The sequence below is a fragment of the Roseibium aggregatum IAM 12614 genome (assembly GCF_000168975.1).
Taxonomy (GTDB): Bacteria; Pseudomonadota; Alphaproteobacteria; order Rhizobiales; family Stappiaceae; genus Roseibium; species Roseibium aggregatum.
The window spans coordinates 154,203-174,235 of record NZ_AAUW01000002.1 but is presented as its reverse complement, the minus strand read 5'-3'; the positions used below and the strand labels follow the sequence as shown (position 1 = coordinate 174,235).

Below are 20,033 nucleotides of genomic sequence, written 5' to 3'. Positions count from 1 at the left end.
CAGGTGAGGGGATCAGCAGGTCAGCTTCGTTGGATTTTCAGATGAGTGTCCATGGGACTAGATGACCGGAGCGGCCGTGTCAGATCAAGCCACATCTTTCTTTTTTTGTTTCGTGGCTTTCGTTTTCCGGTCGATGTCTTGCGTGGCCCCGGTGCCTGCCGACGTGGTTTCGGCGTCCGGTTTGGACTTGATCCGGCTGGAGGCGACGATCCTGCTCACCAGAGCCTCGGCGGCGTTTGCGATATTTGCGGATTTGGACTGAGCCTGAACGGGAGTCTGATCTTCATCCCCTGCCTCTTTCGACGCAGAAGCTTCGCTGGACGACGCCTTTGGCGCGTTTCCGTCTGACGGGGCATTTTCGCCCGAACCGGAAGCAACGGATCCTGCAGCAACAGATGCGCTGCGCGCGGCGAGGGGCGCTGCCGGCTTTGAAGGGGCAGTCGTTTCGGAGAGCCTGAAGTCCGGAGCTTCCTGACCGGTCAGCTTTTCTGCGAGCGCGCGGAAATCTCGGCGCAGGTCCATAAGGGCAGGAACCGAAGCAAGGTCCTTTTGCAGCTTCGCCATCTGAGCGGTGATCCGCTGAAGGGCACGACCCTTTTCGGCCGCGTCCGCCTGATAGCGCGCTGCGTCGTCGGAAAGCTTCTCCAGCTTGGCATCAAGGTGCTTCTGGCGCTCGCTTTCAGGGAACCTGGCGGCATCCAGCATGAGCGACAGGCGCGTGACTTCCGCCTGGGCAGACACATAGTTGGATTCCGTGTCGACCAGTTGGGCTTCCAGTTCGGCAAGCCTGGTCTTGGCGGTTTCGCTGCGTGCCGCATCCATCTGGCCCGCGACTGTCGGCTCATAGCGCGCCAGTTTGGCCTTGAGCATGGCGACTTCCGCTTCGAGCCCGGTAATGGTGGCAAGCGCCATGGTGCCGGAGGCAGGCAGCCAGCCGCCGTCATCTTCTTCGGTGTCGGCGCGTTTGGCGGCCGGCTTGTCTTCGGGAGACTTTGTCCAGGTTTCCGCAAGGGCTCGTTCTGCTTCCGACAGCTTCTTTTTCAGGTTGGTCACTTCAGACGACAGCATGTCGACGGCGTGCTGATCGCTCGCCTCGGCGGCGATCTTGGCTTCCAGGCCCGAGACTGTGTCCTGATGAGATTTTTTCAGCGCTTCGACTTCAGCCCGCATCCGCGTGGTTTCGAGCTGAAATTTGGCAGCCTTCTCGCGCTCGCTGTCGAGCCGCTTTTCGACCCGGCGCAGTTCGACGGCATGGCGCGCGCGTTCCTGATCCTGGGCGGCGCGGACTTCGGCATAGCTGGTCGGATTGACGGCGCGTAGGGCTTCTTCGGTCAGCCGGGCGGCCCGGCGATAAAATGCGGGCAGGATTGCCAGTCCGATCAGGCCGGCGGTGCAAAACCCCAGCGCCACATACATCGCTGCTTCAATCAAGTCCGGCTCCCGGTTACGTCTTGAAAAACGCCCACAACTCCATCAATAAACGACAGTCGCACTGCCGCCAAGTGTTCTACGTGGAACGAATGCAACCCGGCTTCGTCGTCAGGTTGCGTTGGTCGCCCGTCCAGTCAGATCAGAACGGGTTCCAGGTCGGCTTTTCGGTGAACTTCAGATAGCCCATGTTCAGCCCGAGACGGGCGCCGACACCCGCGCGCACAGGCACAAGCACGATCTCATTGTTCAACAGCACAGTCATGCCCACGCCGCCGACCAGGTAGGCGGACCCGTTGACACCGGCAAAGCGGGTGTAGATGGAGTTCACGGTCGGCAGGTTATAGACAAGCATCATGACGCGGGCACCGTCGGCGCCGAAGTCCCAGCCGACGGACGGGCCTTGCCAGAACAGTTTGTGAGTTCCGGCGTTGCGCGTGTAGAGGTTGCCTTCGCCATAACGCGCGCCGGCGATGAGTGCGCCTGAGCCTTCTTCACCCAGCACATATCCGTTCGGCTCGCCGTAACTGGAAAAGGCCTTCTCGACAACGGACGCAAGGCCGCCCGATACGGAGCCGAAGAACTGGTGGCCGGCTTGCAGGATTTCGTCCTGGTCATAGGTCTGGCCCGTTGCAATCGGTTCATTTCCGGACGTCTGGGAGAACGCCGGGTTGGAAAACGCAAATGCGCACAAGGCCAGGAACGCAGCCGATATCAGGGATACAACTCGCCGGGAACTTTGTGACATTCGATATTCTCCCAAAGTTTCTTGGCCGCGCCGATTGTTGCCGTCCGGTCAGGCCGCAATGTTAAACTGATGCAATATCATGCTGATTCGCATGTGATCGTGCACCTTACATAAGCCGAATCAATGGAAAGCTGGCCCCAAAAAAAGACAAGGTTATGTCTTTGCGCTGTATTGATCCTGCTCTCCTGTCAATTTGCGGGGAAAGCCTTGGCACGTCCCCAGGTTTTTGTTCCAGATCCGATCACCGGATACGCTCTGGGCGGGCATGACCCTGTGAGTTATTTCGTCGACGGCTATCCGCGCAAGGGCAAGCGTGAGCACACGCACGCATGGGGCGGAACCGAATGGATCTTCGTCAATGAAGGCAATCTTGCCGCCTTCAAGCGCGATCCTGAAGCTTACGCACCCCTGTTTGCCGGTTGCGGCGCGCATGCGCTGTCCGAAGGATTTGCGACAGCAGGCAATCCGTTCATCTATGCCATTGTCGACGGCCATCTGGTTTTTTTCCATTCGGTGGTCAACCGGTTCCTGTTCGTCGTCAACGGCAGTCCGTTGATGACGGCCGCTCACGACAATGCCGAGCGGGTCGGCTGCGTGCCCCAGCGGTAGACAGACGTCCTGTCCGGCCGCATGCGAGTGCCGGAAAAGGCGGATTTCGGCGCAAACTTTCATCTGGATGACATGGATTGCAGCCCCCGGCTGCCTTGGCAGCCGCCGCGAGGATGTGTAACGCTTGCAGTCACTATGTCGAATCAGTTTCCGCAGCCTCCTCAAGAAGAGCCTCAAAACGCCATGTCTGCACTTAAAGAGCTTTCCTCTCTTGATCTTGCCGCCCTGGTGGCCAGCCGCGTCTGCCATGACATCATTTCTCCGGTCGGCGCGATAACCAACGGTTTGGAAGTGCTGGACGAGGAAGGGTCGGAGGACATGCGTGAATTCGCCATGGACCTCATCCGCAAGAGCGCTCGTCAGGCCTCGGCCAAACTGCAGTTTGCCCGTCTTGCATTCGGGGCAGCAGGTTCCGCAGGTGCCGAAATCGACCTCGGGGATGCTCAGGTCGTTGCAACCGGGTTCATGGAAAACGAAAAATCCGACTTAAATTGGCAACTGTCCCGGCATCTGATGCCGAAAAACTACGTAAAACTACTTCTTAACCTGATCCTGATCGCCAACCAGTGCGTTCCGCGCGGCGGCGAAATCAAGGTTGAAATGGAAGGTGACCCACAATCGCCGGCCTTCACGCTCCAGGCCAGCGGCCTCAATCCGCGCATTCCACTGGGAATGAAGGAAACCCTTGGCGGGGAAGAGCCTGAGCGGGTCGATGCGCATTCCGTGCAGCCAATCTACACGTTGCTGCTGGCCCGCGAATGCGGCATGGTATTAACGATAGATAAACAAGAAGAGTTGGTAAAAATAACGGCCCTTTTGGCAGAATAATCAAGGCCTTCAAAAGACTCCATCCGCTTCAGCGTATCTTAACTGTTTGCCGTCAACCTAGCTCTCATGGACTTCTCGGTCCAGACATCCCTTTTGGGGTGCGGAACCAGTAACAAGTCGGGTGAGAGCAGGCCATGGACGACCTCCTCAGGGAATTCATTACAGAGACCAATGAGAGTCTCGATGTTGTTGACGTTGAGCTCGTAAAGTTCGAGCAGGAACCGAACAACGCCACTATCCTAGATAACATTTTCCGCCTGGTGCACACGATCAAGGGCACCTGTGGCTTCCTGGGCCTTCCCCGTCTTGAAGGTATCGCGCATGCTGCTGAAACCCTCATGGGGAAATTCCGCGACGGCGCTCCTGTCACGCAAGAAGCCGTTTCCCTCATTCTGACCTCGATCGATCAGATCAAGGACATTCTGGGAGACCTGGAATCTGCTGAAGGCGAAGAGCCGCAAGGCGACGACAGTGAGTTGATCGGTCAGCTGGAAGAAATGTCCGCGAAGGCTGACGCCGCCATGAAGGGTGGTGCGGCTGCCAAGGAAGCTCCGGCGCCCGAGCCTGTGGCGGAAACAGCCGAGGCCGAGCCGGAAGCATCCGTAGAGGAAGTTTCAGCCGATCAATCGCTGGAGCGCCCGCTCCGTCCTGGCGAAGTGTCGCTGGACGAACTTGAGCGCGCCTTCCGCGAAACCGAAGTTGAAGTTGCTGAACCGGTGGTTCAGGAAGCTGAAGAAATCGTCGAAGAAGTCGAAGAGCCCGAGCCCGCTCCCATTGCGGTCAAGGCCGAAGCCAAGGTGGCTGCCAAGACCCCGGCGAAGAAATCCGGTGGCGAAGGCGGCGAGAAGAAGTCTTCCGGCGGCGGTGTTTCCAACCAGAGTATCCGCGTTGCGGTCGACACGCTCGAACACCTGATGACCATGGTGTCCGAACTGGTGCTGACCCGGAACCAGCTTCTGGAAATCGTGCGCCGTCACGAGGACAGCGAATTCAAGGTGCCGTTGCAGCGCCTGTCGAACGTTACCGCCGAACTGCAGGAAGGCGTCATGGCGACGCGCATGCAGCCCATCGGCAACGCCTGGCAGAAACTGCCGCGTATCGTTCGCGATCTCAGCCAGGAACTTGAAAAACCGATCGAACTGGAAATGATCGGCGCGGATACCGAACTGGACCGCCAGGTTCTTGAGATGATCAAGGACCCGCTGACACACATGGTCCGCAACTCGGCCGACCATGGTCTGGAGCGTCCGGAAGATCGCCGCGCGGCAGGCAAGCCGGAAAAGGGTACCATTACCCTGGCGGCCTATCATGAAGGCGGCCATATCATCATCGAAGTTCGTGATGATGGTAACGGCATTGACGTCGAGAGGGTGAAGGCGAAGGTCGTGGAACGCGGTCTGGCGTCGGAAGCCGAAGTCGACAAGATGACGGACGCCCAGATCCACAAGTTCATCTTCGCTGCCGGGTTCTCCACGGCTGCAAAGGTCACCAGCGTTTCAGGCCGCGGCGTCGGCATGGACGTGGTGCGCAACAACATCGAACTGATCGGCGGTACGGTCGACCTGCGCTCTACACAGGGCAAGGGCTCGAGCTTCATCATCAAGATCCCGCTGACGCTTGCCATCGTTTCGACGCTGATCGTCGAAGCCGGCGGCGACCGGTTCGCGATCCCGCAGCTCTCCGTTGTCGAACTGGTCCGCGTGCAGACCAATTCGGAACACCGTATAGAGCGGATCAAGGACACCCCGGTTCTACGCTTGCGCAACAAGCTGCTGCCGCTGGTGCACCTGTCCCAGCTCCTCGGTATCTATGAGGGAGAAAACGCGGACGAGGCGATCGATGCGGACAACGGCTTTATCGTTGTCATGCAGGTCGGCAGCCAGACATTCGGCGTGGTCGTCGACGGTGTCTTCCATACGGAGGAAATCGTGGTCAAGCCGATGTCGACCATGCTGCGCAACCTCGGCATGTTCTCCGGCAACACCATCCTAGGCGACGGCTCGGTGATCATGATCATCGATCCGAACGGGATCGCCGGTGCCATGGCAAGCCATGCATCGAGCGCGGTTACCGAGAACCAGGAAGACGAACACGAAGACCTGCAGAGCCGTGCCGTTTCGGGCCAGAGCTCGATCTCTCTCCTGCTGTTCCGTGCCGGTGCGCCGGAGCCGAAGGCCGTGCCGCTGTCGCTGGTCACGCGTCTGGAAGAGTTCGAGGTCTCCAAGATCGAACGGTCGAACGGCCGCGATCTGGTCCAGTACCGCGGTGCGCTCATGCCGCTCGTCTATCTGAACGAAGGTGACAGCCACAAGTCGGAAGGCACCCAGCCGATGCTGGTGTTCTCCGATGCGGGCCGCTCCATGGGCCTCGTGGTCGACGAGATCGTCGACATTGTCGAGGACCGCATGAACATCGAAGTCGGTTCGGAGCGTCCTGGCATCCTCGGCTCCGCCGTGGTCAAGGAACGTGCGACCGAGATCATCGACCTCGGCTACTACCTGCCGCAGGCCTTCGAAGACTGGTTCATGCGCAAGGAAATGGACATCGAGGCGCTCACCAAGAAGGTTCTATTCGTGGATGACTCGTCCTTCTTCCGCAACATGCTGACACCGGTTCTGAAGGCCGCCGGCTATGATGTGACCACCTGTACCGGTCCGCATCAGGCGTTCGACCTTCTGGAAAACGGCGACAAGTTCCATGCGATCGTCAGCGACATCGAAATGCCGGAAATCAACGGCTTCGAGTTCTGTGAATCGCTGCGCCGCGATCCCCGGTTCCGCAACATTCCGATCCTGGCCCTGTCGTCCATGGTGACGCCGGCTTCGATCGAACGCGGCCGTCAGGCAGGCTTTGACGACTATGTCGCCAAATTCGACCGTCCGGGCCTGATCGCTGCCCTGAAAGACGTCTTCTCCGGTGAAATGGGAGCTGCAGCATGAGTGTGCTGGAACACAAACTCAACGCGGAACAGAAATCCGCAAGTGACATGATCCAGTATGTAACCGTGGTCATCGGCGGCCAGTTGTTCGGCCTGCCCATATCCCAGGTACATGATGTGTTCGTGCCGGAAAGCGTGACACGCGTACCGATGTCGGCTCCCGAGGTTCAGGGTGTCCTGAACCTCCGCGGACGCATCGTCACCGCGATCAACATGCGCCGCCGCCTGCATTTGCCACCTTTGAAGGAAGGCCAGATGATGGCCGTCGGCATCGAGTACAAGCAGGAAAGCTACGGCCTTGTCATCGATACGGTTGGCGAAGTGCTGACGCTTTCGTCCGCATCGGCGGAACCCAACCCGTCGAACCTGGATCGCCGCTGGGCAGAGATATCCGGAGGCGTGCATCGCCTGGATGGCCGCCTGATGGTCATTCTGGATGTCGATCGACTGCTCGGCTCGATGTTCACCGAACCCATGGCTGCAGCATAGTAAGGCCATAATGGCTATTGAGTGGAGTTAAGCCTGATGAAACAGTGCCTCGTAGTCGATGACTCAAGTGTCATCCGGAAGGTGGCTCGCCGCATTCTCGAGGATATGAATTTCGAGATCACCGAAGCGGAAGACGGCCAGCAGGCGCTTGACGAATGTCGCAAGACCATGCCGGACGCAATTCTGCTGGACTGGAACATGCCCGTCATGGACGGACTTGAATTCCTGACCAGCCTGCGGGCGGAAGAGGGTGGTGAAAACCCGATCGTCGTATTCTGTACCACTGAAAACGACGTTGCGCACATCGCCCGTGCCATTCGCGCCGGCGCAAACGAGTACATCATGAAACCGTTCGACCGCGAAATCGTGGAAGCCAAGTTTCAGGAAGTCGGTCTTATCTAGTTTCGAGTTGGGCAATCTAAATGGCGTTTGCGCAAAGAAGCATAACTGCGGGCACGAGTCCGGGCAGCGATCCCATCAAGGTCATGGTCGTAGATGACGCCGTCGTCATCCGCGGACTTCTGACACGCTGGCTCGGTGAAGACAAAAGTCTGAAAGTCGTCAGCTCGCACCGCAACGGCAAGCTTGCTGTAGAAGATATCGAAAAAAGCAATCCGGACGTCGTCGTTCTCGACATCGAGATGCCGGAGATGGATGGCATGACGGCCTTGCCGCTCATGCTGGCAAAGAAGCGCGATCTCGTCGTGATCATGGCTTCCACACTGACCCGCCGGAACGCGGAGATCAGCTTGAAGGCCCTGTCGCTCGGCGCTGCGGACTATGTGCCGAAGCCGGAATCGACGTCCGAGGTCACGACTTCAATCGATTTTCGCCGCGAACTGATCGAGAAGGTCAAGGCGCTTGGCGCGCGTGCCATACGCATGCGCGGGCCGGCACGCACCATGCGTGCGGAAACCAGCGCTGGCCGCACCGCACAGCCGGTCAGGCCGGTCTCGGTGCGCCCTGCAACCGACACTCGGGCGACCTTTCGTGGGGCGGCTCAACCGGCGGGAGCTGCTGCCGGAGCGGTCAAATACCAGACACGTCCGTATTCATCCGCGCGTCCGCGCATCCTGGCGATCGGCTCCTCCACGGGCGGTCCGCAGGCTCTGCAGGAAGTCATGCGCGAAGTGGGTACGGCCATGAACGATGTGCCGGTGGTCATCACCCAGCATATGCCGCCAACCTTTACTGCCATTCTGGCCGAACACATGGGCAAGGCTGCCCTGCGTCCGTCCAAGGAAGGCGAGGATGGCGAAGTGCTGAAGCCCGGCAATATCTATGTCGCGCCTGGCGGCAAGCACATGATCATCGAGAAGGACGGCGGCGTCGCCAAAATCCGGCTGACGGACGGTCCTCCCGTGAATTTCTGCAAGCCTGCCGTCGATCCCCTGTTCGACAGTGTCGCCAAGGTGTTCGGTTCGGCAAGTCTTGCAGTCATCCTGACCGGGATGGGACACGACGGTGCTGAAGGCGTCAAAACCATTGCGGCGGGCGGCGGCAGCGTGATCACGCAGGACGAAGCCACAAGCGTGGTCTGGGGCATGCCTGGCGCAGCTGCACAAACGGGCGTTTGCAGCGAAATTCTACCCTTGAAGGAGATCGGCCCGAAGATCTCGCGCGTTCTGAAGGGGAACACGAGATGACCCCGAGCGAGTTCGAGTTTCTGAAAAACTTTCTGAAGACCCGCTCCGGCCTGGTTCTGTCCAACGACAAGCAGTATCTGGTCGAAAGCCGCCTTCTGCCGGTCGCACGCAGTTCCAAGCTGGAAACACTCAGCGCGGTGATCCAGCAGCTTCAGCGCGGCACCAACCGGGCGCTGGAAACGGATGTGGTTGAAGCAATGACGACCAACGAGTCGTTCTTCTTCCGGGACAAGACCCCGTTCGACCACTTCAAGGACACGATGCTGCCGGCGCTGCTGCAAAGCCGCGCGACGCGCAAGCAGATCAAGATCTGGTGCGCGGCGGCCTCGACCGGCCAGGAACCTTATTCCCTGGCGATCTGCCTGAAGGAAGATGCCGCGAAAATGGCTGGCTGGCGGACCCGGATTCTGGGTACGGACCTGTCCAACGAAGTGCTGGAAAAGGCCAAGACCGGCCTCTACAGCCAGTTCGAGGTCCAGCGTGGCCTGCCGATCCAGATGCTGCTGAAGTATTTCGAGCAGAAGGGCGAGATGTGGCAGATCAATGCCGGCATGCGCGCCATGATCGAATGGAAGAAGCTGAACCTCCTGGAAAGCTTCACCCATCTGGGCGAGTTCGACATCATCTTCTGCCGCAACGTGCTGATCTACTTTGATCAGGCAACCAAGACGGAAATCCTCGGAAGGCTGGCTAAATCCTTGCCCGACGACGGCTATCTCGTTCTTGGAGCCGCGGAAACCGTGGTCGGTCTGACGGACGCCTTCAAGCCCGTTGCCGGCAAGCGTGGCCTGTTCCAGAAGAAACAGGCGGCCCAGGCGACGACCGGTTCGGCCGCAACGCCGCGGCTGGCCGTCGGTGGCGGTCTGGGGCTGCAGCGCTAAGGGCTCCTATGCCCGCACCACTGGCGCAGCAAAGCAGTTCAATTCAAAAAGGCGGCCACGGCCGCCTTTTCCATTCACGGTATCGTGAAGGGGAAAGAGCATGCGAGCTGCCCGTTGCCTCCCGCTAAGTTATTGAAATCCTGTTCTTTAATGCGCGTTCCTTGCGGGTGTCCAACTGACGCCGGCCGGTACTTGTCTGGACCTGAAACCATTCCATCTTCTTCGACGTAAGCTTTGCGTCCTGCCGGATACCAGGCGTGTCCGTTTGCGGGACGGTCTTGATGCATCGGAATTGCAGGGAGTGGACATATGACCGAGATTAAAGTTGAACTCACGCGCCGCGCAGCGCTTCTGGGGGCCGGCGGTGTGCTTGCCGGAGCAAGCCTTGCCGGAACCACCGTGGTTCATGCAGCCGCCGAAAAGCAGTCCGCCTTGCCGGCGTCGGTCGCCCGTTATTCCGTGGGTGGTTTCGAAGTCACGACATTGCACGACGGGGCGGTCACCTTGAACGAGCCGCAGAAGACATTCGCCATGAATGTTGACGCGGAAACTTTTTCTGCGACCAACGCCAGAAATTTCCTGCCTGACGACAGTTTCCAGATCAGTTTCACGCCAACGCTCGTCAACACGGGCAACGAGTTGATTCTTTTTGATACCGGCAATGGCGAGGGGGCGCGGCCGGGCAGGGGCAACATGCGCGCCGCGCTGGAAAGTGCGGGATACACGCCGGAGCAGGTGGATCTGGTGGTGCTGACGCATATGCATCCCGACCATATCAGCGGTCTGATGGAGGGCGGTTCACCTGCCTTTGCCAACGCGCGCTACGTCACCGGGCAGAAGGAATATGACTTCTGGGCCGCGATGGATGCCGAAGCCAACGGCGTTACCAAACTGATGGCAAGTCATGTCAAGCCGCTGGCGGAAAAGATGACTTTCCTTGACGACGGTGGCAGCGTGGCAAGTGGTGTCACCGCGATGGCCGCGTCAGGACATACGCCCGGTCACATGATCTACATGCTGGAGAGCGACGGCAAACAGCTTGCAATAACGGCGGATACGGCGAACCACTATGTCTGGTCCCTGGCGCATCCCGAATGGGAAGTCCGTTTCGACATGGACAAGGAAGGTGCTGCCGCCACCCGCAAGGATGTTTTCGGAATGCTGGCCGCCGACAAGATCCCCTTTGTCGGGTACCACATGCCATTTCCGGCGGTCGGCTACGTGGACACGAACGACAGCGGGTTCCGCTACGTTCCGGCATCCTATCAGTTGAAGCTCTGATCCCGTCTTTGTGACAGCAAGGAACCTGCCGCAGCCCCGGTTAGAGCTGTCCTCCCGTCAAAACAAAAGCCCCGGCGCAAGGCCGGGGCTTTAAAACGTCTACGTCTGATGCCGGATCAGGCGGCTGCTTCGACATCCGGTTCGCGCAGCACGTAGCCGCGGCCCCACACCGTTTCGATGTAGTTCTTGCCGGAAGTTGCTGCTGCCAGCTTCTTGCGAAGCTTACAGATGAACACGTCGATGATCTTCAGTTCCGGCTCGTCCATGCCGCCGTAGAGATGGTTCAGGAACATCTCCTTGGTGAGCGTCGTTCCCTTGCGCAGGGAGAGAAGCTCCAGCATCTGGTATTCCTTGCCGGTCAGATGGACGCGCTGGCCGCCGACTTCGACGGTCTTGGTGTCTAGGTTGACCTTCAGGTCGCCGGTGACAATCACCGATTGCGCATGGCCCTTGGAGCGGCGAACGATGGCGTGGATACGTGCGACAAGCTCATCCTTGTGGAACGGCTTGGTCATGTAATCGTCAGCGCCGAAGCCGAGGCCACGAACCTTGTCTTCAATGCCCGCGTTGCCGGAAAGGATCAGGATCGGTGTCTTGACCTTTGAAACGCGAAGCGTCCGGAGAACCTCATAGCCAGACATGTCCGGCAGGTTCAAATCCAACATAATGATGTCGTAATCGTACAGCTTGCCGAGGTCGATACCTTCCTCGCCAAGATCTGTCGTGTAGACGTTGAAGTTCTCGGACTTCAGCATCAACTCGATGCTCTGCGCTGTGGCGCTATCATCCTCAATCAACAATACACGCATGCCAATCCCCTTGTTCTGCCTTTCCTGGGCAAGTCGCAACGGCTCTGTCGGTGCCTGCTACGAAGGACTGATGTTAACCCCGACTCAAAGCTACCGGTTAATGGTTAACAAAATATGATTCGTAACGGCAAGCTCTGGAGAGAGGAAACTGTGAACAACAGTCAACTTATTGAATCCCCAAAAAAATCCGGATTCACAAATCTTAATGTTGAACTTTAAGAACCGGCGCTAACCGATTCCGTTCAGATTCCTTTCAACAAAGCCGTTTTGACTCCGAAATGGCTCTCGCTTGTCAGCCTTCCAAAGGTTAAGATTAACCAGAGTCGTAAACGATCGGTTACCAAATCCGTTAACGAGGGAAGGAAATTTACGTGAAGGCGCTTTTCGCCGAGATTGATTCGCTTATGCCGACCGAAATTTATGGCCGGGTGACTGCGGTTCAGGGACTTCTCGTCGAGATCGCGGGCCCGATTCACGAAATGAGTGTCGGATCGAGATTATTGATCGATAACGGTGAGGATAACCCCAAAGTACCCGCAGAAGTGGTCGGTTTTCGCGAAGGACACGCGCTTTGCATGCCGTTTTCCGGGCTGGAAGGCGTGCGAATGGGTTGCAAAGCGGTGATTCAGGCGCGCGACAGCGTGGTGCATCCGGCCAATGCCTGGCTTGGCCGAGTCATTAACGCACTTGGTGAACCGATTGATGGTAAAGGAAACCTTGTTCATGGCGGAGTGCCTCGCAAATTGCGAAGTTCACCTCCTCCGGCCTCCGAACGTAAACGAGTTGGGCCGCCTCTCGATCTCGGTGTGCGCGCGCTTAACACCTTCGTAACCTGTTGCGAGGGGCAGCGGATGGGCATTTTCGCCGGTTCGGGCGTCGGCAAGTCCGTGCTGATGTCCATGCTGGCGCGCAATACCAAATGCGATGTTGCGGTGATCGGTCTTATCGGTGAGCGTGGCCGCGAGGTTCAGGAATTCATCGAGGATGACCTTGGAGAAGCGGGGCTGGAACGCTCCGTGGTGGTGGTCGCGACCTCCGACGAAAGTGTTCTGATGCGCCGGCAGGCTGCCTATCTGACCATGACGGTTGCAGAGCATTTTCGCGACGAAGGCAAGAATGTCCTGTGCATGATGGATTCGGTGACGCGATTCGCAATGGCGCAGCGCGAGATCGGCCTCTCGATTGGCGAGCCGCCGACTTCCAAGGGCTACACGCCGACGGTCTTCACCGAATTGCCGCGTCTTCTGGAGCGGGCCGGTCCCGGCAAGGAGAACAGCGGATCGATCACCGGGCTCTTCACCGTGCTGGTGGAAGGGGACAATCACAACGAGCCAGTGGCCGATGCGGTTCGTGGTATTCTCGATGGTCACGTGGTGATGGAACGCGGCATCGCCGAGCGGGGCCGTTATCCGGCGATCAATGTCCTGAAATCCGTCTCCCGGACCATGCCGCGCTGCGTGCCGCCGGAGCAACTTCCGGTTTTGCGCCGGGCCCGCCAGCTTCTGTCGACCTATACCGACATGGAAGAACTGATCCGGCTGGGCGCATACCGAAAGGGATCGGACCCGACCGTGGACGAGGCCATTTACAGGTTCGACATGATCGACGATTTTCTCAATCAGGGAAAAGACGAAGCGACATCACTTTCTGACGGGTATGCGCAACTTGCCAACCTTTTGGAAATGACTCAGGGGTAAACTGCCCGTGTTAGGGGAGTATTGAGTAATGAAAACCCGAGACAGTTTGATCCGTTTGAAGCGGTTTCAGGTTGACGAAAAACGGCGACAGCTTGCTCAGATCGAGAGCATGATCGCCGAGTTCAACCGTATGGCCGATGAACTTGACGACCAGATCCGGTCGGAGCAGGAGCGGGTCGGTATCACGGATGTCACACATTTTGCCTATCCGACGTTCGCCAAGGCCGCTGCGGACCGGCGTGACAATCTGCGCAATTCCGCGCATGAACTGGATGATCAGCTTCAACGCGCCCGGGACGAGCTCAGCGAGGCGATTGAAGAGCTGAAGAAGTTCGAGCAGCTTGAAGAGCGCGACCAGCAGCGCGAACGCACCGCCCAGGAAATGGCGGAGCAGGATCTGCTCGACGAGGTCGCCGCGCGGGCACGCGGGCGCTAAGGCTTCAGACCTTCCCCTGCAACGCCGGTCTCCAACAGGGGGCTGGCGACGTTGGATGCATGTACTTATATTCCTGATCGTTGCTTGCGGCGGTCAGGTTTTGTGCTTTCCGGTCCGGGTGATATGGAAACGGTTGGTCGGACCGCCTTCACCGGGTGCCAGGCCGCAATATTTTAAGACGGTAGCCAGGGTACGGCAGTTTCGATGCGATTTTTTCTGGCTTTCCTGCTTCCCGTTTCCACGTTTTCCTTTGCCCTTGGGCTGACGCAGCCGCTGATGCGGTTCGAACGTCTCTATTTTCTGGAAGAACGCCCCACGCTGATCGAAATGGTGACGAGCCTTTATCGGGAAGGCGATGCCGTTCTTGCCGCGATTGTGGCGCTGTTTTCGATCGGATTTCCCGCACTGAAGATCCTGCTGATCCATGTGGCCGTGCTCAGCGGTGCGAAGACACGCTCGCTGGCGCTTCTGTCGATGGTCAGCAAGTGGTCGATGCTGGACGTCATGCTGGTAGCGCTGGTGCTTTTCGCGGCCAAGACCAGCGGATTGGCCGCCGCCGCCATTTTGCCGGGGCTTTGGTTCTATGCCGCCGCAACCTTGTCGACCGCGATCGCCGCGACGCTTTGTTCACGAAACTGAAGTCCCACGAAATCCGGCTCATGCGGGAAGCTGCGGTTTGGCGCACATCGGCTAGCCGGCCTTCCTGCCGGAACGGAGCGGGCAGGCGCGCGGTCCGGTGCGCCGGTATCCGTCAGCCGTGCTGGCGCTACATCGCCGCGGAGCGTGCCGGCCGGTCAGTGGCGTTTCTTGTTTTTTTTTCTCGCCGATTTGCCTGGAAGTCACCGCAGCGTGACTGTTTTGATTGCGCCGAACCGTCGAGATATTTCTTGTAGGTCACGGTCCATTCGGAGCCCTGTGCCGCAGGGATCTTCAAGTGGTCGCAGCGTACCTTGGCGAATAGGGCAAAGGTCGGGATGTCGAGGCCAGCCTTCGCTGCCGTTCTCAAAACCACATCCTTCTTGCCATTGAAAACCGCGTCCTTGAGCGCTTTTTGCGCTGTCCGCCCGCGTGCGCTGAGCAGTTCGATCGCGTGATTGAAGCGGCCATCCTGCAACAGCAGGATCATCAGTTCGTTGACGGTGATGTCCGAACGCTCGGCTTCCCGCCACAGTAGCGCCATGTCGGGATTGTTCAGCGCTTCGCCGAATTCCCGGCGCAGAACCTTGAGCCTTGCGATCTGATCGAGTTGTTCCTGCGACAGGGAACCTTCGATGATGCTGCGCAGCCGCTTCTTGGTCTCGTCGTCCACGAGTGGCAGCAGGGCCCGGCAAACCGCGGGGGAAAGGTCGGAGCGCAGGCAAAGGTCTTCACGCAAGACCACGTCTTCCGTGGCGTGTTTTACGAAAGACAGCATCGTCTCCCGTGACAGCTTGATCTCGCGATTGCCAACCAGAATGCGATGCACCGGGCGGTCGCCCTTTTCGGCAATTGCATCGGACACTTCAGTGGAAAGATCCGTGCGGCGGGCGATCACCTGCAGGTGAGCATTGCTCAGGCGTTCAACGAAATCGATCAGGTCTTCCTGGGTCAGCGCCGGGCTTTGCGCAAGCAGGGGCATGGCCACACTGACGTCGTCCTGGGCAATCTTGCGGGCAAGTTCCGGCGGCGTGTTCACATGTGTCGCCAGCTTGTGCGCCAGTCGTGCCCGGTCTTTCGGGGTGCCGACGCTGTAAAGCTTGATGATCACTTCGGAGAAGATGGCAAGTTCCCGGTCGGTCCGTTCTTCCAGGTTCGAGATCACAAGTTCGCTCACCTGCGCGAACAGTCGCCGTCGCGCTTCGTCGGTGCCTTCAAGGGCGAGTTTGATCAAGGACCTGGGCATCCCTTCCTCCTCGTCGGGCCAGATTGGCGCCCACATTGTTATTATTGCGTTACCCGATAGGTTGAGGTTGGCATATTACCTTGCGTTAGTGTGAGATCTTTTTCCAATTTCCAATGAAACGCTACTTATGCTGGAACCGGCAGTCTGCTTACTACTCAGTCAACTTGCATTCCACAATAGTACCTAAAAAATAACTGAAGACGGCTGCCTGAGCCTTTTCATCGCGTGTTGTTCCTCCATATTGTCCCTGCCATGGCCGGACGCCTGTTGGCCTTTCCGGAACGAACAAGGGTTTGAAATGACGATTTTGCGCTGTTGCCTCTTTTCTCTGATGATGATCTTCGCCGGAATGTCTCCGGTTCTGGCTCAGGAAAGCGGGGGGCAGTCTACAGCGCAGGAGCAGGTCCCATCGGCTGATGTCGAACAGGCGAATCAGGCACTGATAAAGGTCCTGAACGATCCGGAAAGCCGGGCCGCGCTGATCGATCTGTTGAAAAAGAACGCCGGCAGCGCTCAGCCCGCCGATGGTGACAGGCAGGTTCCCGGAAACGAAGCGGCAACTCCGGTGGAAGGGGCTTCCCAGCCCCTGCAGCAGGAAAATTTCGCCTTGCGGATCGGCGAATACACGCGCGCGCTGGTGGACGATGCGGGCTATCTGCTGCAGCAGGCCATGCGCTCGTTGAATGGTCTGGTTCTCGTCGCGCGGGGCGATATCCCGGTCAAATGGGACCGGGTGAAGGATATCGCGGTTCAGGTCGTCATGGTGCTGATTGCCGCCTATGCCGGTTTTCTTATCAGCCAGTTTGTCGCCAAGCGGCTCTATCCGCGCATTTCGGTCTATGCGCGCTACGGCGGCGGGCTGACCCGGACCTTCGTTCTCGTTCTGACATCGGTTGTCGATGCGGTTACGGTCGGGCTCGGCTGGGCCGTTGGCAACGCGGCTGCGCTGGCGAGTTTCGGAGGCCTAAAAGCGGGCGTCACGTTGCAGGAAAGCCTGGCGCTGAACGCGTTTTTCATCCTCGGCATGGCCAATGTCTCGCTGCGCTTCATCTTTGCGCCCGGGCGGCCGGAACTGCGGCTTCTGCCGTTCACCGATCAGAGTTCACTTTACTGGTATCGCCGTTTGCGGCTGTTCATGTACTGGATGATTTTCGGTGTATTTCTGGCGGTGCCGATCGCCAACGTTGCCGTCTCCTTCGTTCTGGGCAACGCCCTGCGGTTCATCGTCGTCCTTTTGGGTATGGTCTATCTGCTGGTTCTGGTGCACCAGAACAGGCACCGCGTGAACGCTGGCGCCAAGGATTACGCCGAACACCTGCAGAGCGCCATTGCCAAGCGCGCGCTCGTTCTGGTCGGCCAGCTCTGGCATCTGGCTGCCTTCGGTTACATCGCGGCGGTCTTCATCATCTGGGTCACCCGGCCGTTTGACGCCACGACCATCATCCTGAGAGCGACGGGGCTGTCGATCCTGACCATCATGGCGGGTATGGCCATCTCACTTGTCGTCACCAAAGCCATCAAGGGCGGGATCCGCCTGCCGGACGACCTGAACCGGACCCTTCCGGCGCTTCAGAGCCGGCTGAACGCGTTCGTGCCGCGGCTTTTGAAGTTCATCCGGTTTGCCGTGTTCCTGGCAACCGTGCTGCTGCTTCTGGATATCTGGGGTCTGTTGACGATTGCCGAGTGGCTGGCAAGCGAAGCCGGGGTGCAGCTTCTCAGCAGTTATGGATCCGCCTTCCTGGTCCTGTTCGTCGCCTTCGTCATCTGGCTGGCCGTCATGTCCTGGGTGGATCTCAGGCTGCAATCGCGCTCCGGATACATCGTGACCGCACGCGAGCGCACGCTGTTCCAGTTGTTCCGGAACGCGTCGACGGTGGTCATCGTGGTGATGGCGCTGCTGTTGTCCCTGTCGGAAGTCGGCATTGACATCGGCCCGCTGATCGCCGGTGCCGGTGTTGTCGGCCTGGCGATTTCCTTCGGCGCGCAGACCCTGGTCAAGGACATCATCACCGGTGCCTTCATCCAGATCGAGAATGCCATCAACGAAGGCGACGTCGTCACCGTTGCCGGCGTGACGGGGACAGTCGAGGGGATCACCGTCCGGTCCGTGCGCATGCGCGACCTGGATGGAACGACCCATATCATTCCGTTCTCTTCCGTCGACATGGTGTCCAACTTCATGCGCGGCTTCTCCTATCATGTCGCGCTGATCGGCGTTGCCTACGACACCAATATATCCGACGCGAAGGACGCCATGCTGGAAGCGTTCCGCAGGCTGCAGGAAACGGATTTCGGACCCAAGATCATTGGCGATTTCGAGATGCACGGCGTCACCAACTTCGGTGCCAGCTCCATCGATATCCGTGGCCGTATCAAGACGATCCCGGGCGAGCAGTGGGGCGTTGGGCGCGCATATAACGAATTCGTCAAACAGGTCTTCGACGAGCGGGATATCGAAATCCCGTTCCCGCAGGTCACCTACCATTCTGCGACGCCGCCTTTCGTCGAGGAAGACAGCAAACCGAAACAGCGCAAGAAGGTTGACGTCTCCGCGGACCAGCTTGAGGACGATGCGCCGGCTGAAGACTGAGAATAGAAGTCAGATCAATGCCTTGCGCATTCCTGATGAATTGTTTGACCCCGGCGGAGACGCAAGCCTCTTGCCGGGGTCTTTCGTCTTTATCTGCGAAATTGTTGATTGAATTTCGAGAAGTTTCGTTTTATTTTCATTTTCAATCCTGAGACGCAAAAACACAGGCCGGGGACAGTTATGGCTGCGGATTACGATCTTTTGATCATCGGTGGGGGCATCAACGGAACGGGTATTGCCCGCGACGCGGTCGGCCGGGGGGCTTCGGTTCTTCTGGTCGAGATGGGTGACCTTGCCGGCGCCACATCGTCGGCCTCCACCAAACTCATCCACGGCGGGCTGCGTTATCTGGAGTACTACGAGTTCGGCCTGGTGCGCAAAGCGCTGAAGGAGCGCGAAGTGCTGTGGCGGGCCGCGCCCCACATCGCCTGGCCGCTGCGGTTCATCCTGCCACACCACAAGGATCTGCGCCCGGCATGGCTCCTGCGGCTCGGTCTGTTCATGTATGACCATCTGGGCGGCCGCGAACTGCTGCCGGCCACCAAGACCGTTCGTCTGGACCAGGCACCGTTCTCGCAGGGGCTGAAGAAGCTTTTCAAGAAGGGGTTCGAATATTCGGACTGCTGGGTGGACGATGCCCGTCTTGTCGTTCTCAACGCGCGTGATGCGGCCGATCGCGGGGCGGATATCCTGACCCGCACCAAATGCATCAGCGCGCGGCGGGACGGGGATCACTGGCAGGTTGTTCTGAAGGATCTGGCGAGCGGCGAGGAAAAGACCTTAACCGCCAATGTGCTGGTCAATGCGGCAGGGCCCTGGGTTGCCGACATGCTGAACGGCGTGGCGGGCGCGAACAACAGTTCCAGTGTCCGCCTGGTGAAAGGCAGTCACATCATCGTCAAGCGCCAGTTCGAGCATGACCGCTGCTTTATCTTCCAGAACGGCGATGGCCGGATCGTCTTTGCCATCCCTTATGAAAACGACTTCACGCTGATCGGCACGACCGATGTCGATTTCCAGGACGACCTGAGCAAGGTCGAGATCTCGAAGGACGAGATCGCCTATCTGTGCAAGGCGGCGAGCGAGTACCTGGAAAATGCGATCACACCCGAAGATGTGGTGCACACCTATTCCGGCGTTCGCCCGCTTTACGACGATGGCGCAAAGGACGCCAAGGCGGCGACGCGCGACTATGTGCTCGAACTGGATGTCGGCGACGCAAGGCCGGCGATCCTGTCCGTCTTCGGTGGCAAGATCACGACCTACCGCAAATTGGCCGAGCATGTCCTGGATAAGCTGGAGCCGTATCTGCCGTTGAAGCGCGGGGTTTGGACCGCCTATGCGCCGCTGCCGGGCGGTGATTTCAAGGTCAGCGAATTCGACACGCAAGTTTCCCGGCTCGAAGCCGATTATCCGTTCCTGGACAAGGTGTTCGCCACCCGTTTGATCCGGCTTTACGGCACTGATGCGCGCTACATCCTGGGAGAGGCGAAGACGCTGGAAGACCTCGGCCGCTGCTTTGGCTACAATCTCCATGAAGCGGAAGTGAAGTGGCTGGTCCGCCGTGAATGGGCCCGCAGCGCTCAGGACATTCTGTGGCGGCGGACGAAGCTGGGGTTGCGGCTCAGCCGGGAGGAAGCGGCCGAACTGGACACCTATCTGTCGGCCTATCTTGCAGAGCAGGCCGGCGCTGCGGCATAGTTTTGTCAAACGGAACCAGACGACCTGCCGGCCTTGCCGGCAGTTTTCATGACAAGAAGAAAACGGGAGG

General features: G+C 58.8%; 17 protein-coding genes. 13 read left to right on the top strand and 4 right to left on the bottom strand.

Features of this window, described 5'->3' with window-relative positions; genetic code table 11:
• Positions 1-84: 84 nt before the first annotated feature.
• Positions 85-1,431, bottom strand: coding sequence for a coiled-coil domain-containing protein (locus SIAM614_RS03305; protein ID WP_157139657.1), 1,347 nt, complete (start codon positions 1,429-1,431; stop codon positions 85-87).
• Positions 1,432-1,570: 139 nt separating this feature from the next.
• Complete coding sequence (locus SIAM614_RS03300) at positions 1,571-2,176, bottom strand: DUF1134 domain-containing protein (RefSeq protein WP_040439029.1); 606 nt, start codon at positions 2,174-2,176, stop codon at positions 1,571-1,573.
• A 207-nt stretch (positions 2,177-2,383) separates the two neighbouring features.
• Between SIAM614_RS03300 and SIAM614_RS03295 the strand changes: the two genes are divergently transcribed.
• The 8 genes from SIAM614_RS03295 (at position 2,384) to SIAM614_RS03260 (ending at position 10,848) form a co-directional block, all read left to right on the top strand.
• Positions 2,384-2,785, top strand: a complete 402-nt coding sequence (locus tag SIAM614_RS03295; RefSeq protein ID WP_006932063.1) for a YHS domain-containing (seleno)protein — start codon at positions 2,384-2,386, stop codon at positions 2,783-2,785.
• Between the two features lie 183 nt (positions 2,786-2,968).
• Positions 2,969-3,613: a histidine phosphotransferase ChpT gene (gene chpT / locus SIAM614_RS03290; protein WP_006932062.1), complete on the top strand. Its 645-nt coding sequence runs from the start codon at positions 2,969-2,971 to the stop codon at positions 3,611-3,613.
• Between the two features lie 134 nt (positions 3,614-3,747).
• The gene (locus SIAM614_RS03285; RefSeq protein WP_006932061.1) at positions 3,748-6,552 is read left to right on the top strand and encodes a hybrid sensor histidine kinase/response regulator; all 2,805 of its coding nucleotides are present in this window, start codon (positions 3,748-3,750) and stop codon (positions 6,550-6,552) included.
• A complete protein-coding gene (locus SIAM614_RS03280) occupies positions 6,549-7,040 on the top strand; it encodes a chemotaxis protein CheW (protein ID WP_006932060.1) in 492 nt (163 codons plus the stop codon). The genes SIAM614_RS03285 and SIAM614_RS03280 overlap by 4 nt, the downstream gene beginning before the upstream one ends.
• Positions 7,041-7,076: 36 nt before the next feature.
• A complete protein-coding gene (locus tag SIAM614_RS03275; RefSeq protein WP_006932059.1) occupies positions 7,077-7,442 on the top strand; it encodes a response regulator in 366 nt (121 codons plus the stop codon).
• A 20-nt stretch (positions 7,443-7,462) separates the two neighbouring features.
• The gene (locus SIAM614_RS03270) at positions 7,463-8,686 is read left to right on the top strand and encodes a protein-glutamate methylesterase/protein-glutamine glutaminase (protein ID WP_006932058.1); all 1,224 of its coding nucleotides are present in this window, start codon (positions 7,463-7,465) and stop codon (positions 8,684-8,686) included.
• Entirely contained in the window at positions 8,683-9,567 is an 885-nt protein-coding gene (locus SIAM614_RS03265) for a CheR family methyltransferase (protein WP_006932057.1), read from the top strand. The genes SIAM614_RS03270 and SIAM614_RS03265 overlap by 4 nt, the downstream gene beginning before the upstream one ends.
• 309 nt (positions 9,568-9,876) lie before the next feature.
• A complete protein-coding gene (locus tag SIAM614_RS03260; protein WP_006932056.1) occupies positions 9,877-10,848 on the top strand; it encodes an MBL fold metallo-hydrolase in 972 nt (323 codons plus the stop codon).
• A 116-nt stretch (positions 10,849-10,964) separates the two neighbouring features.
• On the opposite strand, the gene ctrA is transcribed toward SIAM614_RS03260, so the two are convergent.
• Positions 10,965-11,657 carry a response regulator transcription factor CtrA gene (gene ctrA, locus SIAM614_RS03255; RefSeq protein WP_031270498.1) on the bottom strand — a complete coding sequence of 231 codons (693 nt, stop codon included), beginning with the start codon at positions 11,655-11,657 and terminating at the stop codon, positions 10,965-10,967.
• Between the two features lie 371 nt (positions 11,658-12,028).
• On the opposite strand from ctrA, the gene fliI reads away from it, so the two are divergent.
• The 3 genes from fliI to SIAM614_RS03240 all read left to right on the top strand — a co-directional run bounded on the left by fliI (position 12,029) and on the right by SIAM614_RS03240 (position 14,429).
• Positions 12,029-13,354, top strand: a complete 1,326-nt coding sequence (gene fliI / locus SIAM614_RS03250) for a flagellar protein export ATPase FliI (RefSeq protein WP_040439023.1) — start codon at positions 12,029-12,031, stop codon at positions 13,352-13,354.
• A gap of 28 nt (positions 13,355-13,382) precedes the next feature.
• Entirely contained in the window at positions 13,383-13,790 is a 408-nt protein-coding gene (fliJ, locus tag SIAM614_RS03245) for a flagellar export protein FliJ (RefSeq protein ID WP_006932052.1), read from the top strand.
• A gap of 204 nt (positions 13,791-13,994) precedes the next feature.
• On the top strand, positions 13,995-14,429 hold the full coding sequence (locus tag SIAM614_RS03240) for a paraquat-inducible protein A (RefSeq protein WP_006932051.1): 435 nt from the start codon (positions 13,995-13,997) through the stop codon (positions 14,427-14,429).
• Between the two features lie 127 nt (positions 14,430-14,556).
• Here the strand turns inward: SIAM614_RS03240 and SIAM614_RS03235 are convergent, their stop codons facing one another.
• A complete protein-coding gene (locus SIAM614_RS03235; protein ID WP_157139655.1) occupies positions 14,557-15,672 on the bottom strand; it encodes a DUF2336 domain-containing protein in 1,116 nt (371 codons plus the stop codon).
• Between the two features lie 298 nt (positions 15,673-15,970).
• Between SIAM614_RS03235 and SIAM614_RS03230 the strand changes: the two genes are divergently transcribed.
• Together SIAM614_RS03230 and glpD are read left to right on the top strand one after the other, a co-directional pair.
• The gene (locus SIAM614_RS03230; RefSeq protein WP_157139654.1) at positions 15,971-18,262 is read left to right on the top strand and encodes a mechanosensitive ion channel domain-containing protein; all 2,292 of its coding nucleotides are present in this window, start codon (positions 15,971-15,973) and stop codon (positions 18,260-18,262) included.
• Positions 18,263-18,442: 180 nt separating this feature from the next.
• The gene (glpD, locus tag SIAM614_RS03225; RefSeq protein WP_006932048.1) at positions 18,443-19,963 is read left to right on the top strand and encodes a glycerol-3-phosphate dehydrogenase; all 1,521 of its coding nucleotides are present in this window, start codon (positions 18,443-18,445) and stop codon (positions 19,961-19,963) included.
• Positions 19,964-20,033: the final 70 nt, after the last annotated feature.

Excerpts from the sequence above, each read along its gene's own strand:
- glpD (WP_006932048.1), top strand. The coding sequence starts at position 18,443 with ATGGCTGCGGATTACGATCTTTTGATCATCGGTGGGGGCATCAACGGA.
- SIAM614_RS03260 (WP_006932056.1), top strand. The coding sequence starts at position 9,877 with ATGACCGAGATTAAAGTTGAACTCACGCGCCGCGCAGCGCTTCTGGGG.
- SIAM614_RS03270 (WP_006932058.1), top strand. The coding sequence starts at position 7,463 with ATGGCGTTTGCGCAAAGAAGCATAACTGCGGGCACGAGTCCGGGCAGC.
- chpT (WP_006932062.1), top strand. The coding sequence starts at position 2,969 with ATGTCTGCACTTAAAGAGCTTTCCTCTCTTGATCTTGCCGCCCTGGTG.
- SIAM614_RS03240 (WP_006932051.1), top strand. The coding sequence starts at position 13,995 with ATGCGATTTTTTCTGGCTTTCCTGCTTCCCGTTTCCACGTTTTCCTTT.
- fliJ (WP_006932052.1), top strand. The coding sequence starts at position 13,383 with ATGAAAACCCGAGACAGTTTGATCCGTTTGAAGCGGTTTCAGGTTGAC.
- SIAM614_RS03280 (WP_006932060.1), top strand. The coding sequence starts at position 6,549 with ATGAGTGTGCTGGAACACAAACTCAACGCGGAACAGAAATCCGCAAGT.
- ctrA (WP_031270498.1), bottom strand. The coding sequence starts at position 11,657 with ATGCGTGTATTGTTGATTGAGGATGATAGCGCCACAGCGCAGAGCATC.
- SIAM614_RS03285 (WP_006932061.1), top strand. The coding sequence starts at position 3,748 with ATGGACGACCTCCTCAGGGAATTCATTACAGAGACCAATGAGAGTCTC.
- SIAM614_RS03265 (WP_006932057.1), top strand. The coding sequence starts at position 8,683 with ATGACCCCGAGCGAGTTCGAGTTTCTGAAAAACTTTCTGAAGACCCGC.
- SIAM614_RS03230 (WP_157139654.1), top strand. The coding sequence starts at position 15,971 with ATGACGATTTTGCGCTGTTGCCTCTTTTCTCTGATGATGATCTTCGCC.
- SIAM614_RS03235 (WP_157139655.1), bottom strand. The coding sequence starts at position 15,672 with ATGCCCAGGTCCTTGATCAAACTCGCCCTTGAAGGCACCGACGAAGCG.
- SIAM614_RS03275 (WP_006932059.1), top strand. The coding sequence starts at position 7,077 with ATGAAACAGTGCCTCGTAGTCGATGACTCAAGTGTCATCCGGAAGGTG.
- SIAM614_RS03300 (WP_040439029.1), bottom strand. The coding sequence starts at position 2,176 with ATGTCACAAAGTTCCCGGCGAGTTGTATCCCTGATATCGGCTGCGTTC.